The sequence below is a fragment of the Stenotrophomonas mexicanensis genome (genome assembly GCF_032911605.1).
GTDB classification, from domain to species: Bacteria; Pseudomonadota; Gammaproteobacteria; order Xanthomonadales; family Xanthomonadaceae; genus Stenotrophomonas; species Stenotrophomonas maltophilia_A.
The window spans coordinates 15,959-31,485 of sequence record NZ_JAWJTG010000008.1; the positions used below are offsets into that span (position 1 = coordinate 15,959).

A 15,527-nucleotide genomic window follows, 5' to 3' on the forward strand; every position below is an offset into this window, starting at 1 on the left:
CCGGGGCGCTTGCTTGCGGCCGCTCACGCTCTGGAAGGGGCCAACCGTGGTTCTGGTAGGCGCCAACCTTGGTTGGCGCAACGATGCATCACTTCGCGGTACTCAGCAGCAGCACTGCAATAGTGACCAGCGCAATTCCGACCCAGCCGATCGGACGCAGGCGGTTGCCGAACAACAGGCGGCCGCAGGTGGCGGTACCGATCACGCCGATCGCACCCCACATCGCATAGGCGGTAGCCAGGTCCATGTAGCGCACCGCTTGGCCGAGCAGGGCGAAGGCGATCCAGACCATGACGATCGCAGCGACGCCCCAGCGCCAGCGGCGGAAACCTTCCGACTTGGCCACCATCATGTTGGCGGCGACGTCGATCAAGGCCGAACAGATCACGAAAAACAGGGCCAGGGTATTCATCAGTGCGCCTCCCCGAGGGTGACGCAGACGATGCCGACCACTGCCAGCACCAGGCCGGCCAGCTGCTGCAGCGACAGGCTTTCACCGAAGACGGTGAGGCCGACCACAGTGAGCAGGGTCAGGCCGAGGCCTTCCCATACCGCATAGGCCACGCCCACGGCGATGCGGCGCACCGACTGCGCCAGGAAGAAGTAGGACAGCGCCAGCGCGCCGGCCATGACCAGATAGCCGGTCCAGCCACCATCGCGAGCGGCATGGGCCATGAACGAGGTGCCGACCACTTCGGCGACGATCGCCACGGTCAGGCAGGCCCAGGCGACCAGCGCGCCACGGGCGGGAACAGTACGGGACATGTGAAGCTCCTTGCAGGGCGGGGACCACGCCGCCTCATCAATGGATCCACGCCGAGCGTGGAGGGTCCGGAACGCCCCGCAGACGGGGGCGACGGAAGCAAGTATCATCGCCTTTTACGGTGGTATCAAAATGGATTCCATCGACAGGAGCGATGGATCAATGCCCTACTCCCCTGAATCCCTGCAGGCCTTCGTGGAAGCCGCGGCGCTGGGCTCGTTCTCGGCGGCGGCGCGACGCCTGCGCAAGACCCAATCGACGGTCAGCACCGCCATCGCCCACCTGGAAGCCGACCTGGGCGTGAGCCTGTTCGACCGCAGCGGGCGCTACCCGCAGCTGACCGAGGCCGGGCGCCAGGTACTTGGGCACGCGCAGGAAATCCTGGCTGCCGATGCCCGCCTGCAGCAGTTGAGCGTGCGCCTGGCCGCACCGGTCGAGCCGCGCTTGACCGTGGCATTCTCCGACGTCTACCAACTGGACCCGGAACAACGGGTGCTGCAACGCTTCGCCGAGGCATTCCCGGAGATCGAGCTGGAATGGCTGGATGCCGAGGGCGAGGACGTGCTGGAACTGGTGAGCAACGGACGCGCCGCGCTGGGTCTGCTGCCACGGCAGGAGCACTATCCGGACGGACTGGTGGCACGTCCGCTGGCGCACCACAGCGAACTGTCGGTGTATGTGGCGCGCGAGCATCCGCTGGCCAGCGCTGGCCGTCGCGCCGCCGCACAGCTGGCGCGGCATAGACAGGTGCGCTTGAGCGCGGAAGTCGATCAATCCCGCGTGGTCACCGGCCTGGCCTGGACCGCCACCGACTACCTGATGGTGATGGAAATGGCCGAGGACGGCCTCGGCTGGGCCGAACTGCCGCGCGCACTGGTACAGCGCTACGACCGCGGGCGGATGGTGGAACTGCTGCTGCCCGGCTGGCCGCGGCGCATCCACAGCGACCTGCTGTGGCGCCGCGACACGCCGCCAGGCCCAGCCGCACTCTGGTGGGCCGAGGCGCTGGGGTAAACCAAAAAAGGGGACGGAGGGGATTAAGTCGTTTGTGGCACAAACGACTTAATCCCCTCCGTCCCCTTTTTCAGTTGCCGGCCAGCGGCCGGCACTACCGATCAACGATGGGCGAGCGCGTAATCCAGCGCCGAGCACACGGCTGCCACCTGCGCGTCATTGCACTGCTGCGGGGTCGCCCGCGGGCTGTCTGGGTAGACCTCGGTGGTGGTGGTGTACTTCGCCCCGGTAATGCCGGCGCACAGGCCCAGCTTCACCAGCGGGTACTCGATCACGCCATGCGCCGCCACCGGCGAACCGATGATCTCGCCCTTCTCGTCGGCCGGCGCAATGTGGGTAACCTTTTCCACTGCGGCGATCACCGCCTGCTGGAACGCCGCCTGCGGGGCCTCGCTGTCGTCCACCAGATAGAAGCCATCGGGAATCAGGCCTGGCTCGAACGGCTTGCCATCACGCGCCGCCAGCGCCGGGCGGAACTCGCTCTCGTCGCTGTCGGTGGTTTCGTGCAGGTCGATGTGCAGTACGAACTGGTCCTTGATCGGTGCGACCAGTTCGATCAACGCGGTCGACTCGCGGGCCGGGCCATCGGCGCGGAAGTTGCGGTTCGGGTCGATCGCATCGAAGTTCCAGCGGTTGATGCGCTCGAAGCCCCACGGATTCACGCACGGCGCCACCAACAGGTTTGCCTTGCCGGCATAGTCGGCAGCGTGCTTTTCGAGGAACTCCAGCGCGCCCATCACGCCGCTGGTCTCGTAGCCATGCACGCCACCGGTGACCAGCGCGGCCGGCAGCGCCGGGTTCCAGTCGCGGCTGCGCAGGGCGAACAGTGTGTAGGTCTCGCCGGCGTAGTCGAGCTGGCCATAGGCCACCTTGTCGAAGCGCGAAGCCAGTGCCTCGATGCGCGGCAGCACTTCCTCGTCATAGCGACGCAGGCGCTGCTGGCGGCCACGCCACGCCTCCCGTTCCGCCGCTCCCCACGGCTTGCCAGGGGTTCCGACGGGGTAGAAAGCGGCTTGGGACATGGCAGATCTCAGCGAGTCAGGAAGCAATCACCCACTTTACCACCGGCCCATCAGCATGAACCGGAGGCGCATTCCATTGGCGAATGGAATCAGCAATAATTCTCATTTACGCCCTTCCACGACCTGCATCGATGCCCATCCACGCCCCGCAAACGGCCCGCCTGCCGCTGGCCGCAGCCCTCGCCCTGTGCCTGCTTCCGGCTGCCAACACCTTCGCCCAGGACGGTGCCACCACGCTGGACAGCATCCAGGTCTCCGGCAGCTGGCTGGGCACCGGCCTGCATGACAGCGTCAAGCGCTTTGCCGGCGCGCGCACCGTGGTTGACCGCCAGCGCATCGAGGCCAGCGGCGCGGCCAGCATCGGCGATGCCATGCGCCGCATCCCCGGCGTGCAGGTCACCGACAACTCCGGCACCGCCGGCAGTTCGGTCTCGCTGAACATCGGCGTGCGTGGCCTGACTGGGCGCTACTCGCCGCGCTCGACTGTACTGCTGGATGGTGTACCGCTGGCGGTGGCGCCGTATGGCCAGCCGCAGCTGTCGTTCGCGCCGACCAGCCTGTCCAACATCGAATCGATCGACGTGGTGCGCGGCGGCGGCGCGGTGCGCTACGGCCCGCAGAACGTGGGCGGCATCATCAACTTCAGCACCCGTGCCATTCCCACCGGGGCCGGCCTGCACGGCGAAGCGGGCGTGCGCTACACCGCCTACGACCATGGCGGCGGTGACAGCACCCAGTACAACGCCTTCCTCGGCGGCACCGGCGACAACGGCCTGGGCGCGGCCCTGCTGTATTCCGGCCAAGATGGCCGCGGCTGGCGCCAGGGCAGCGATGACCGTTTCAACGACCTCGCGCTGAAGTTCGCGTACGCCATCGACGAACAGCAGGAACTGCGCGCCAAGCTCTCCTACTACGATGTGCGCTCGCTGACCCCGGGCGGCCTGACCCGCGCGCAGTACGAGGCCGACCCGTTCCAGAACACCCGCCCCACCGATTTCTGGAAAGGCCACCGCACCGGCATCGACCTGGGCTACACCAATACGCTCTCGGCCAACAGCGAGTTCGAGGTACTGGCCTATTACAACGAAAGCAGCCGTGCCAGCTCACTGATCAACGCCGCCAATACCCAGCTGACCGTGCAGCCGCGCGACTACCGTGTGCTCGGCATCGAGCCGCGCTACACCCAGCGCCTGCACTGGGGCGCCAGTGTGCACGACATCACCGCCGGCTACCGCTTCCTGCGCGAGCGCGGCAACGACCGCAGCTACACCGTCACCCGCCGTACCGGTGTGGCCAGCGCAACCAACCGCTTCGACAACGCCACCGACGCACATGCCTTCTACATTGACGACCGCATCGCGATCGGCCAGTGGCGGATCACCCCGGGCGTGCGCATGGAGTGGATCGACATGGACCGCCGCCAGGCCGGGGGTGCGGCGACCTTCAGCAGCCGCAACGACAAGGCCCTGCCCTCGCTCAACGTCGCCTATCTGCTGACCCCGCAGCTGACCGTGTTCGGCAACTACACCACCTCGTTCGGGCCGGTGCAGAACATCCAGCTGAACTCACAGACCGCCAGCAACCCGCTGAATCCGGAAATCGCCAAGACCACCGAACTCGGTGCGCGCTGGCAGGGCGGTGCACTGCGCGCGGAAGTGACCGTGTTCAAGATGCGCTTCGACAACCAGATCCTGCAGGTGCCGGGCATCACCCCGCCGACCTTCCAGAACATCGGCGCCACCGACCACAAGGGCGTGGAAAGCGCGCTGGAGTACCACTTCGCCGAGGGCAGTGCGCTGGCCGGGCTGGAGCTGTACGCCAACTACACCTGGACCAAGGCGATCCAGCAGTCCGGTGACAACCGTGGCCTGGACGTGCCGTTCTACTCGCGCGACACCGACAGCGTCGGCGCACGCTATGCACTGGCCGGCTGGACCTTCAATGTCTCCAGCACCCACCAGAGCGGCCAGTTCTCCGATGCGGCCAACACCTGGGCCGAGAGCGCCGATGCGCGCGTGGGCCGCGTGCCGGGCGTGCGCCTGTGGAACGCGCAGGTGGCCTGGCAGGTGCCGGGACTGGGTGACAGCGAGATCGCGCTGGGCGTCAACAACCTGGCCGACAAGCGCTGGTACACCCGCAACGTCGATGGCAACGCCGGCCGCATGGTGGCCGCGCCACGCACCTTCTACCTGCAGGGCCGCTACCGCTTCTGAGCCGGTAACCGCCCGATGCAGTGACGGCGGCGATCACGGTGGCGGCGTATCATGCCGCCACCATGTCACTGCCTGTTTCGCCATCGCGCCTGCATGCGGCCTTCCAGGGCCTGCGCCTGCGCCTGCGCGGCAGTGACCTGTGGTTCATTGCGCTTGCCCTGCTGGTCGGCCTGATCGCCGGCTACCTGACCCTGCTGCAGTCCGGCATCGCACGCTCGCTGCAGGGCACCCTGTACGGACTGGACGAAGGCATGCGCCTGAGCTCCCTGCCCTCGCTGACCTGGACCGCGCTGCTGGTGCTGCCGCTCGGTGGCCTGCTGGTCGGGCTGGTCAGCCTGGCTGCCACCCGGCTCAAGCGGCCCCTGCTGGATGCGGTGGAAGCCAACGCCCTGCATGGCGGCCGCATGTCGATGCGCGACAACCTGATCGTGCTGACCCAGACCCTGCTGTCCAACGGCTGTGGCGCCTCGGTCGGGCTGGAGGCTTCCTATACGCAGATGGGCGCCGGCAGCGGCTCGCAGCTGGGACGGGTGATGCGCCTGCGTCGCAACGATGTGCGCATCCTGGTCGGCGCCGGTGCCGCCGGTGCCATCGCCGCCGCCTTCGGTGCACCCTTGGCCGGTGCGTTCTACGCCTTCGAGATCGTCATCGGCGCCTATACCCCGGCCGCACTCGCCCCGGTCGCGGTCGCCGCACTGGCCGGCGCGTTCGTGGCCGACCAGGCCGGCATCGAGGCCTACCTGCTGCCGGCGGCCTCGACGATTGATGTCCGCGCCGCCGACTACGCCATCTACGGTCTGCTGGGGTGCTGCTGCGCGATGGTCGGCATCGCGGTGATGCGGTTGATCGCCTCCATCGAAGGCACGGTCAAGCGCAGCCCGTTGCCACTGTGGGGCCGGCCGGTGGTGGGCGGCCTGCTGCTGATTCCGCTGGCACTGGCCAGCCCACAGGTGCTGTCGTCCGGCCATGGCGCGCTGCACCTGGACCTGACCACGCATCTGCCGCTGATCTGGATCGGCGGCCTGCTGACCCTGAAGTGCCTGGCCTCGGGCATCTCGCTGGGCTTCGGCTTCCGCGGTGGCCTGTTCTTCGCCTCGTTGTTCATGGGCACCCTGGTCGGTGCCCTGTTCGCCGGCCTGCTCGCCATGGCCACCGGCGTGCCGGTGATCGACGCCACCTCCGCCGCGCTGGCCGGCATGGCCGCACTGGCCGCTGCGGTGGTGGGCGCACCGATGACCATGGCCATGCTGGTGCTGGAAGGCACCCACGACTTCCTGCTGACCAGCGTGGTGATGAGCGCGGTGCTGGTCTCCAGCACGCTCGTGCGGCAGTGGTTCGGCTATTCGTTCTCGACCTGGCGCATGCACCTGCGCGGCGAGACCATCAAGAGCGCCCGCGACGTGGGCTGGGTGCAGAACCTCAACGCCGGCCGGTTGATGCGCAAGGGCGTGGCCACCGCCCCGGCCGACCTCGATGCCGCCGCCTTCCGCCAGCGCTTCCCGCTGGGCTCGGGCAGCCGCGTGATCCTGATCGACAGCGAAGGCCATTACGCCGGGATCGTGCAGATTCCGCGCGTGTACGGCGACGGCGTGAAGCCCGAAACCACGATCGGCGAACTGGCGGAAAACCGCGACGTGTCACTGCTGCCAAGCGCGGACGTGGTCACCGTGATGCAGCGCTTCGACCACACCCAGGCCGACGAACTGGCCGTGGTCGCTGCCGACGGCCAGGTGCTGGGCGTGGTCTCCGAAGCCTTCGTACGCAAGCGCTACGCCGAGGAACTGGACAAGCGCCAGCGCGAACTGATGGGCGAGCGGGTCGAGGACACCGACTGACCCCAAAAAATGGGACGGAGGGGATTAAGTCGTTTCTGGCCCCCTCGAAATCCACGCATGGCGTGGATCTACTGTCACGTCGGCGCGGTAGACTCCGGCCATGCGTTTCATTGAAACCTTCCAGGCCGGTCCCTTCGCCGACACCGTGGTCAGCCTGCTGGCCGCCTTCGTGCTGGGCACGCTGATCGGCGCCGAGCGCCAGTACCGGCAACGCACCGCCGGCCTGCGCACCAACGTACTGGTCGCCGTCGGCGCCGCTGCCTTCGTCGACCTGGGCATGCGCATCGCCGGCAGCGCCGAGGCGGTGCGGGTGATCTCCTACGTGGTCTCCGGCGTCGGCTTCCTCGGTGCCGGCGTGATCATGAAGGAAGGCATGAACGTGCGCGGGCTGAACACCGCCGCCACGTTGTGGTGCTCGGCGGCGGTCGGTAGCTGCACCGGCGCGGACATGTTGGCCGAAGGCGTGCTGCTGACGGTCTTGATCATCGCCGGCAACACCCTGCTGCGGCCGCTGGTGAATGCGATCAACCGCATCCCGATCAACGAGACGGCCACCGAGGCCACCTACGAGGTGCGCCTGAGTGTGGATGCCGAAGCGGTGCCACGTGTACGCGAACGCCTGGTCGATGCGCTGGAAGCGGCGCAGTATCCGGTCGGTGATGTGCAGGTGGTCGAGCATGCCGACGCGCCCACCGATGTGATCGCGGTGCTGGTCAGTACCGCCGTGAGTGCCGATGAGCTGGACGTGGTGCTGGCGCGGATGGAGCATGTGCCGGGCGTGCTGCACGCCACCTGGGAAGTCAGTACCCGCGATTGATTCATCCACGCGTGGCGTGGATCTACCGAGGTCGTGGTGCAGTAGATCCACGCCATGCGTGGATGCGCTTCTCTCACCCACCCGCCAGGCGCTGCTGGGCCCGCAGCAACTTACGGAACGAACCGCACTGGCGCGCATCCTGCGCTTCCGGGCAGGCCGCCGCGCGTTGTAGATGGCGGCGCACCCGCTGCAGCTGGGTGATCTGCTGCTGCAGCACATCGGCCTGTGCCAGCAGGGCTTCGCGATCCAGCGTAATGCATCCGCGCTGAGGCGGCAGCGACAACCCGATCTGCTGCAGCGACAACCCGGCCGACTGGCCAAGGCCGATCAACGCCAGGCGCTCCAGCACCTGCTCGTCGTACTGCCGGCGCAGGCCGCGACGGCCCAGCGACTGCAACAACCCGAGCTGCTCGTAGTAACGCAGGGTCGAGGCCGGCACGCCGCTGCGCTTCACCACCTCGCCGATATCCAGTTCACGCATGGGCTTGACCTCAAGTCGCCTTCAAGCTTCAACCTATGGGCAACTTCCCGGCAGGACAAGGCCATGGCCAGTACATCCCCCGTTGATCAGAATGCGCTCTGGAATGGCCCTGGCGGCCAGATCTGGGTCGCCCAGCAGGCCATCCTCGACGGCCTGTTCCAGCCCATGGCCGACCTGCTGGTGGCCGAGCTTCCGCAAACCGTCACGCAACTGCTCGATATCGGCTGTGGCACCGGCGCCAGCCTGCTGGCATCAGCCGCCGCTCGCCCGGCGACACACAGCACCGGCCTGGACATCTCCGCGCCGATGCTGGCACTGGCCCGCCAGCGCGCCGAGGCGGCCGGACTGGACGCGGACTTCATCGTGGCCGATGCGCAGCAGCATCCGCTGCCCTCCGCGCACTTCGACTGGATCCAGTCGCGGCTGGGTGTGATGTTCTTCGAGGATACCGGCGCGGCCTTCGCCAACCTGCACCGCGCCGCGCGACCGGGTGCCGGCCTGCGTTTCATCGCCTGGCGCAGCACAGAGGAGAACCCATTCATGACGACGGCCGAGCGTGCCATTGGCGATGAACTCGATCTACCCCCACGCGCACCAGGAGCACCCGGCCAATTTGCCTTTGCCGATGGCCAGCGCGTGCAGCGTCTGTTGCAGGCCGCCGGCTGGAAGGATGTGGAGTTGGTCGCGGTAGACCTGCCGTGCTCGATCGCCCGCGATGAACTGCCGACCTATGTCGGCCAGCTGGGCCCGTTGGGCTTGGCGCTGCGGAACCTGCCCGAAGACCGCGCCGACGCACTTCGAAACAAGGCGCTGGCCGCGTTCGCGCCCTTCATGGAAGGCGACCGTGTGCGCGTCGATGCCGCCTGTTGGCTGGTCCGCGCCCGCGCCTGATACAAAAAAGGGGACGGAGGGGATTAAGTCGTTTCCGGCACAGCCGGGGCAAGAACGACTTAATCCCCTCCGTCCCCTTTTTCTACTACAGCGCCTCGCCGGCGTCCGCCAGGCGCGATTCAATCAGCGCATACCACTGCTGCAGCACGTCGATCAGCATGTCCAGCTCGGCGTCGGTGCGCTGCGCGCGCCCACTGCGCAGGCAGGCCTGGGCTTCCTGCAGCTGGGCCAGGAAGCCGGCCACGGTGTCTGCCTGCAGGATCAATCCCGGCAGGCGCCGCCCGGGAATGCGCACCACCGCATGATTGCCGAGCTGGCCGTACACACTCAGTGTGGTTTCCGTCTTCATGGAAGGAGGCAGGAATTGGGCGTTCATCGCGTGCACCATGGAAAACCTGAGCCGCCGGCAGGCGTGGACAACGGGGGAGACGTGGCCACGTCCTGCCGGCGGTCAGGGGGGACTCGGGATGCCGGGGACTTGCCCCGGCGCAGGATTCTCAGCGTGGCTGCGCCACACCCGCGATCTGCACGCGCCGGTTCGGCGCCAGGCAGGCGATCAGCTCGCGACGGTTGCGCTGCTCGCACTGCACGATCGGCTCGGCCGCGCCGCGCCCTTCGGCACTGATGCTGGCTGCAGGCACGCCGCCCTGCACCAGCGCGCTGCGCACGGCCTCGGCACGTCGCTGCGACAGTGCCTGGTTGTAGCTGGCACTACCGATACGGTCGGTATACCCGGTCACCCGGATTGACTGCACCTGACTGGCCTCGCGCACCTGCGCCAGCACGCCCTGCACGGCCTGCTGGCCTTCGGCACTGAGCACCGCGCTGTCGAAACCGAACAGCGCATCGGCGGACATGCGCAACGGCTGCTCCGGCAACGGCGCCGGTGCAGGCGGGGCCGGCGGCCGCGGCGGGTCCAGCACCGCCGCACATGATTCAGGCTTCCAGTAGCCACCCTGGGCGATGCCCTTGCTGTCGAATCGCACCTGGAACTGGCAGGTGAAGTACTCCGCGCCCTGCGCAGTGCGGAAGTTGAACAGGTAGTTCCACTCGCGCACGCCCCACATGCCCTCGTTGAAATGCGGCGTGCCCAGCAGCGTGTACAGCTGGCGCTTGCTCATGCCCGGCGCGAAGCGGCGCAGGTCGGCGACGTCGGGATAGATGCCTTCCTTCAACGAGGCCTTCGAGGCCTCCGGGAACTGCACGGCGGTGGTTTCGGCAGGACCTTCGGCGGCCGGCGCATGGCTGCGGCAGGCGGCCAGCAGGCCCATTCCCAGGACCAGGCCCAGCACTGCGGCCATCTGGCCGGTGCGGGCGATGCGATGCTGTTTCATGTCATTCCCCCTTTGGACGTTTCCGCGATGCCGGGCCGCGCGTGCGGCCCGGCGGCGGGGATCACCACTGGATGCCGGCACCGACGGCCACACCGGCCTCGCCACGGCTGTTGGTGGAGCCGCTGAACTTGTAGATCCAGCGCCCTCCTTCGGAGACACCGGAGATACCAACCGCCACGCCCGACTCGCCGTTGTAGCTGCCGGCGGCGACCGAGGCCATGCTGCGGCCCGCTTCGCTGGGCTGCGGCAGTGCTGCGGTGGCCATTGCCGAGGCGATACCGGCCGAGGCGCGGTTGTCGGTCTTGCGCAGGTCGCGCTCGAAGCCACCCATGCGCTCGTCGGTGTAGGCCTTCGACCAGTCCAGGGTCTGCGCCATGCCCGACTTCAGCTGGTCGACGTTGACTGCGTCGGTACCGGCGGTGCCGGCGGCGACGTTACGCACCGTGGTCGGGCCGCTGTTGGTGCTGCCCAGCGTGACACTGTTGTAGTTGGTCGCGCCGTTCACCGTGGTGTCGTAACGGATCGTGCCCTGCTGCGAGGCCTGCAGCTGGCGTACGTTGACCGCGTCGGTAGCCTGCGAACCGTCGGCCACGTTGACCACCTGGCGTTCGGCACCGGCGGCACCCACTGAGACCGTGTTGGCCCGGTTCGCCACCGAACCCGCACCCAGCGCCACCGAGTTGTCGGCCTGCGCCTGCGAGCCATTGCCCAGCGCGGTCGAGTTGGCACCGGCGGCGGTGGAGCCTGCGCCACCTGCGGCCGAGTTGGCACCGCTGGCGGACGGATCGGCCAGGTTGTTGGTGTTGTTGGCGCGGAAGCTGCCGGCCACGTTGGTGATGTTCTGGATCTTCTGGTCGGTGTACTTCTTCGATTCGTCGATGGCGTAGTTCACGCCGTTCTTCAGCTGGCCGACGTTGGTTGCGTCGTACGTATCGGAACCGTCGGCGACATGGGTGATCTTGCGCTCGCTGCCGGTGCTGCCGACCGAAACCTCACCGGCCGAGTTGCTGGCGCCGGTCTGGCCATAGGCGCCGGTGTAGCCGCTCTGCGCACCGACGCTGGCCACCGACCCGGCACCCAGGGCGACGCTGTTGCCGGCACTGGCGCTGGCGCCGTTGCCGACCGCCACGCTGTTGGCACCGGCCGCACTGGCCTGCGGGCCGACCGCCACCGCTTCCGCACCGGCAGCCGTTGCAGGCGCTGCGGTCGAGTTCACTGCCAGGTAGGCACTGCCACCGCTGTTGTTGGTGATGCGTTGGTTGAGGACCTTCAGCGAGCCGTCCACCGCAGTGAAGGCGGCGGTGACATTGTTGTAGTCGCCGCTGGTAAAGGTGCCGTCGGTGGCGATGCTGGAGATGCTGAACTTCGGCGCGGTCCACACGTTGGTGGTGCCGTTGTACGCGGTGGTGCCACCGAAGTAGTTGGCGACGGTGCTGTTCGTGCTGAACAGCTGGTCGCCGGTGATGGCATCACTGCTGCCGGCCAGGATGCTGCCGGCGGCGACGTTGGTGATCTTCACCGCGCCGGTGCCGGTACCCGTCAGCGTCACGCTGTTGAGCACGTTGCCACTGCCATCGACGTCGTACTTCACGGCCAGCTTGTCGATCTCATCGGTCTGGTCGGCAACGTTGGCCAGCGAGTTGCTGACCGCATCGAAGGCGGTACCGACGTCGTTGTAGCTGCCCTTGGTCACGGTGCCGTTGGCGGCGACGTTGTTGATCGAGTAGGTCGGTGCGGTCAGCACGCCGCTGGCGTTGACCGCCGCGCCACCACCGAGGTGGGTGGCCACGGCCTGGTTGGCCGCAAACAGCTGGGCACCGTTGATGGCCTCGCTGCTGGTGGCACTGACCTGACCCGGCCCGAGATTACGCAGCGTGGTGGCGGTGCCGGTCTGGCCAAGCGTGGCACTGGCGTAGTTGACGCTGCCATCGCCATTGAGGTCATAGCGCAGTGCCCCCTGTTCCGACGCCTGCAGCTGGCCGACATTGACCGCATCGGTCGCTGCGGTACCCGCAGCCAGGTTGGTGACCTGACGCTCGGCACCGGCGGCACCGATGGACACGCTGTTGGCACGGTCAGCCAGGCTGCCGGCACCCACCGCGATGCTGTTGGCGGCGGTGGCGCGGGCGTTGGTACCGACCGCGATCGAGTCGGCGCCGCTGGCCAGTGCCTCGGTACCGGTCGAGTTCACCCGCAGGTACTTGGTGCCACCGTTGCGGATGTCGGTGATCTGCGTGTTGAGATTGACCAGCGAACCATCGACCGCGGCGAAGGCATCGGTGGCGTTCTCATACAGACCCTTGGCGATCGCACCGCCGGTGGAGATGGTGCTGATCTCGAACAGTGGTGCGGTGAATGCACCGCTGGCCGGATCGAAGGCTGCGCGACCGCCGAAGAAGCTGGCGATGGCCGCATTGGTCGCCGCCAACTGGCCGCCATTGACCGCTTCCAGGCTGCCGGCGGTGACCGCACCGCCGGCCAGGTTGCCGATGGTGGTAGTGCCGGTGCCCGCACCGAGCGTGACGCGGCGATAATTCGGATTGCCGGCACCGTCCAGGTCGTAGGTCACCGCAGCCGCCGCCACATCATCGATCAGGCTGATGGCACCCTTCAGCTGGGCCACGTTGACCGCATCGGTATTGACACTACCGGCGGCCACGTTGGTGATCTGGCGCTCACCGCCACCGGCGGTACCCACCGACACTTCACCGGCCGAGACCTGCGGCGCAGTGAGGCCATAGGCGCTGTAGCTGGCCTGGGCACCGCGCAGCGCGGCCGAACGGTAGCCCAGGGCGACCGAGTTGGCTTGGTTCGAGGTGGCCTCGGCACCGAGCAGGGTCTGCCCGTTGGCCGTGCCCACCGCGCTGTCGCCGACGATCACCGAATGGCCCATCCGTGCGGCGTAGTCCGCGGTCGGCACGCCGGTCGGGTTGCTCGGGTCATTGGTGCCTGCACCCGGGAAGGCCACGTTGGCATCGACCTTCGGCAGTTCGTGGCGGGCATTGGCGCCGATCACCACTTCCTTCGAACCGTTGGCAAAGGCGCCGTCACCCATCAGCACCTGGTAGTCCTGCGCGGCGTTGACGGCCCAGCAGGAGATGTCGGCGAGGACGATATCCAGGCACTTGGCCGCCCATGCCGGCGAATCCTTCGGCAGCAGCAGCCCGAGCAGGCCGCCCGGATTGCCGTTGTTGATGTTGTAGATGTAGCTGTCGGAGGTGACACCGCCGATCAGGGTCAGGTGCGAGCTGCCGCCGGTGACGGCGCCGCCCAGGCCATTGAGGGTGCTGCCGACAGGCGACAGGTTGACCACCGGCAAGCCCAGCACATTGACCGTCGAGTAGGTCTGCATCACGTTGGCGTTGCTGAGCTTGAGGTTGCCGTTGCTCAGGTAGCCGTTGCCGCCGAACAGGCTGGTGGTGGTCGGGCCGATCAGCTGCCCGACATTGCCGACCAGGCCACCGGTGCCGATGATCAGGCCCGCGTTCGGATCGGCCGGAGCCGGCGCCTTCGGGCTGGTCGGCGGGATCGCCGAGGGCTTGGTCAGGCCGAGACCGCCGAGGGTGCCGCCGACCAGGCCGCCTACGGCACTGCCGAGATTGCCGATGGTGCCGTTGAGGTTGCCATTGAGCAGGTTGCCGACGGCGCCGCCGACATTGCCAAGCGTATCGCCCAGCAGGCCACCGAGGCCGCCGGTGCTGCCACCTGTAGCGCCATTGAGTACACCGCCGACGGTGCTGCCCACTGCACCCACTGTATTGTTGAGCGTGCCGCCCACGGCGCCACCAACTGCACCCACCGTGCCAGCCGCACCATTGAGTGCGCCGCCGACGGCGCCGCCGACGGCGCTGCCGACCGAGCCGACCGTGCCGTTGAGTGCACCACCCACAGTGCCGCCGACTGCACCAACCGTGCCAACCGCTCCGTTGAGTGCGCCGCCGACGGTGCTGCCGACCGAACCGACCGTGCCGTTGAGCGCACCACCGACGGTGCCGCCGACTGCACCAACCGTGCCAACGGCGCCATTGAGCGTGCTGCCCACTGCTCCGCCCACCGCACCAACCGTGTTGCCTACGGTGCCATCAAGCACGCCACCCACGGCGCCACCTGCCGCGCCGACAACGCCGCCCACCAGGCCACCCACGCCCAGTGCGCTGTTCTGCGCTGCCACAGTCGCTTGGCCGGCCAGCTTCAGATTGCGGTCGGCCACGACTTCCTGGCCATCGGGCGCCTGCACGCGCACTTTGCCGGCAACACCGGTATCGAAAGCTGCGGTGATCGCACGATCATGGGTCTCGCCCGGCAGCTCCTCCTTTGCCGGCAACGTGACCGCCGCCGTCGCCTTGACCTGCCCCTGACCATCGATCTGGTGGCCCGCCAGCTTCAGCTGCGAATCCACCTTGCCGTCAACGGACGCCTTGAGGCCGGACAGCGAGCCAGCGGATGCGCCAGCAACAGCGGCGGCCGCCTTGGCACCGGTATCGATCGAGGCCACCTGGGCACCGGCGATGCCAACCCTGGCCTTCGCCTGCGCATCCGCAGCCACACCGAGCGGCGCATGCGCGGACGGCGCAACGTTGGCCGCCAGCGAGGCATCCATCTTCGCCACATTGGACGCTGCGTGCCCCAGCCCGACATTGGCGCGAACATCGGCGGCCAGTGCAGGAACCGCGACCTGCTTCGGCGCGGCGTTCGCCGCCAGCTTCACCTGTACGGTAGCCGGCAGCACGTCGCGCACGATCGGCAGCGAGGTCGTACTCAGCTGCAGGCCCACACGCGCGTCTGCGCTGATCGCCGGACTGCTCTGCGCCTGGCGCGATGCCGCGGCCAGCGCGACTTCTGCGTCGACCTTGACCGGCATCGGCTGCGCGTATTTCGCGGCCAGTGCCTGCAGATCACGTAGCGACTGATTGGATTCGGATGCTCCTGCATGCCCGCTGGCCAGCGCACACAGCAGGGCCAGGGCCAGTGCGGTCGGCATCAGCAGGACACTGCGCGGATCGCGGGCGGCGCTGCCGCCGCTATCGCCGGTGGCCAGTTCCGAGGCCACAACCAGAGCATTGAGCTGGCGGTTCCATACACGCCGGTAGATGCGGTTCATGAGCATTTCCCCCGTAGGCGAACAACTGGAATGTCAGTGGACTTGCCGTTAGGCAG

The 15,527-nt window shown here is 67.8% G+C and carries 12 protein-coding genes; 5 read left to right on the forward strand and 7 right to left on the reverse strand.

The features are described from left to right. Nucleotides 1-88 precede the first annotated feature (88 nt). On the reverse strand, nt 89-412 hold the full coding sequence (locus tag R1L06_RS05610; RefSeq protein WP_032128064.1) for a DMT family transporter: 324 nt from the start codon (nt 410-412) through the stop codon (nt 89-91). Next, on the reverse strand, nt 412-765 hold the full coding sequence (locus R1L06_RS05615; protein ID WP_005409979.1) for an SMR family transporter: 354 nt from the start codon (nt 763-765) through the stop codon (nt 412-414). The genes R1L06_RS05610 and R1L06_RS05615 overlap by 1 nt, the downstream gene beginning before the upstream one ends. 160 nt (nt 766-925) lie before the next feature. On the opposite strand from R1L06_RS05615, the gene R1L06_RS05620 reads away from it, so the two are divergent. Further along, on the forward strand, nt 926-1,777 hold the full coding sequence (locus R1L06_RS05620) for a LysR family transcriptional regulator (protein ID WP_317217148.1): 852 nt from the start codon (nt 926-928) through the stop codon (nt 1,775-1,777). A gap of 101 nt (nt 1,778-1,878) precedes the next feature. Here the strand turns inward: R1L06_RS05620 and R1L06_RS05625 are convergent, their stop codons facing one another. Then, nucleotides 1,879-2,799, reverse strand: coding sequence for a M14 family metallopeptidase (locus R1L06_RS05625; RefSeq protein WP_317217149.1), 921 nt, complete (start codon nt 2,797-2,799; stop codon nt 1,879-1,881). 131 nt (nt 2,800-2,930) lie between these two features. On the opposite strand from R1L06_RS05625, the gene R1L06_RS05630 reads away from it, so the two are divergent. From R1L06_RS05630 to R1L06_RS05640, 3 genes are all read left to right on the forward strand, one after another. Beyond that, nucleotides 2,931-5,012 carry a TonB-dependent receptor family protein gene (locus R1L06_RS05630; protein WP_317217150.1) on the forward strand — a complete coding sequence of 694 codons (2,082 nt, stop codon included), beginning with the start codon at nt 2,931-2,933 and terminating at the stop codon, nt 5,010-5,012. 62 nt (nt 5,013-5,074) lie between these two features. Beyond that, nucleotides 5,075-6,847 carry a chloride channel protein gene (locus R1L06_RS05635; protein WP_317217151.1) on the forward strand — a complete coding sequence of 591 codons (1,773 nt, stop codon included), beginning with the start codon at nt 5,075-5,077 and terminating at the stop codon, nt 6,845-6,847. Between the two features lie 100 nt (nt 6,848-6,947). Further along, entirely contained in the window at nt 6,948-7,664 is a 717-nt protein-coding gene (locus R1L06_RS05640; protein ID WP_024957423.1) for an MgtC/SapB family protein, read from the forward strand. A gap of 73 nt (nt 7,665-7,737) precedes the next feature. Here the strand turns inward: R1L06_RS05640 and R1L06_RS05645 are convergent, their stop codons facing one another. Further along, nucleotides 7,738-8,145, reverse strand: coding sequence for a MerR family transcriptional regulator (locus R1L06_RS05645; protein WP_049423068.1), 408 nt, complete (start codon nt 8,143-8,145; stop codon nt 7,738-7,740). Nucleotides 8,146-8,208: 63 nt separating this feature from the next. Here R1L06_RS05645 and R1L06_RS05650 point away from each other — a divergent pair, with 63 nt between their 5' ends. Next, nucleotides 8,209-9,036 (forward strand): class I SAM-dependent methyltransferase, encoded by an 828-nt coding sequence (locus R1L06_RS05650; RefSeq protein WP_317217152.1) that lies wholly within the window; start codon nt 8,209-8,211, stop codon nt 9,034-9,036. 85 nt (nt 9,037-9,121) lie between these two features. Here the strand turns inward: R1L06_RS05650 and R1L06_RS05655 are convergent, their stop codons facing one another. The 3 genes from R1L06_RS05655 to R1L06_RS05665 form a co-directional block, all read right to left on the reverse strand. Next, entirely contained in the window at nt 9,122-9,412 is a 291-nt protein-coding gene (locus tag R1L06_RS05655; protein WP_317217153.1) for a DUF6959 family protein, read from the reverse strand. Nucleotides 9,413-9,533: 121 nt separating this feature from the next. After that, nucleotides 9,534-10,370 (reverse strand): OmpA family protein, encoded by an 837-nt coding sequence (locus R1L06_RS05660; protein ID WP_317217154.1) that lies wholly within the window; start codon nt 10,368-10,370, stop codon nt 9,534-9,536. Between the two features lie 61 nt (nt 10,371-10,431). Then, on the reverse strand, nt 10,432-15,471 hold the full coding sequence (locus tag R1L06_RS05665) for a YadA-like family protein (RefSeq protein ID WP_317217155.1): 5,040 nt from the start codon (nt 15,469-15,471) through the stop codon (nt 10,432-10,434). Nucleotides 15,472-15,527: the final 56 nt, after the last annotated feature.

Bases quoted from the DNA above. Each gene is read 5' to 3' on its own strand.
- R1L06_RS05610 (WP_032128064.1), bottom strand. From the start codon at position 412: ATGAATACCCTGGCCCTGTTTTTCGTGATCTGTTCGGCCTTGATCGAC.
- R1L06_RS05615 (WP_005409979.1), bottom strand. From the start codon at position 765: ATGTCCCGTACTGTTCCCGCCCGTGGCGCGCTGGTCGCCTGGGCCTGC.
- R1L06_RS05620 (WP_317217148.1), top strand. From the start codon at position 926: ATGCCCTACTCCCCTGAATCCCTGCAGGCCTTCGTGGAAGCCGCGGCG.
- R1L06_RS05625 (WP_317217149.1), bottom strand. From the start codon at position 2,799: ATGTCCCAAGCCGCTTTCTACCCCGTCGGAACCCCTGGCAAGCCGTGG.
- R1L06_RS05630 (WP_317217150.1), top strand. From the start codon at position 2,931: ATGCCCATCCACGCCCCGCAAACGGCCCGCCTGCCGCTGGCCGCAGCC.
- R1L06_RS05635 (WP_317217151.1), top strand. From the start codon at position 5,075: ATGTCACTGCCTGTTTCGCCATCGCGCCTGCATGCGGCCTTCCAGGGC.
- R1L06_RS05640 (WP_024957423.1), top strand. From the start codon at position 6,948: ATGCGTTTCATTGAAACCTTCCAGGCCGGTCCCTTCGCCGACACCGTG.
- R1L06_RS05645 (WP_049423068.1), bottom strand. From the start codon at position 8,145: ATGCGTGAACTGGATATCGGCGAGGTGGTGAAGCGCAGCGGCGTGCCG.
- R1L06_RS05650 (WP_317217152.1), top strand. From the start codon at position 8,209: ATGGCCAGTACATCCCCCGTTGATCAGAATGCGCTCTGGAATGGCCCT.
- R1L06_RS05655 (WP_317217153.1), bottom strand. From the start codon at position 9,412: ATGAACGCCCAATTCCTGCCTCCTTCCATGAAGACGGAAACCACACTG.
- R1L06_RS05660 (WP_317217154.1), bottom strand. From the start codon at position 10,370: ATGAAACAGCATCGCATCGCCCGCACCGGCCAGATGGCCGCAGTGCTG.
- R1L06_RS05665 (WP_317217155.1), bottom strand. From the start codon at position 15,471: ATGAACCGCATCTACCGGCGTGTATGGAACCGCCAGCTCAATGCTCTG.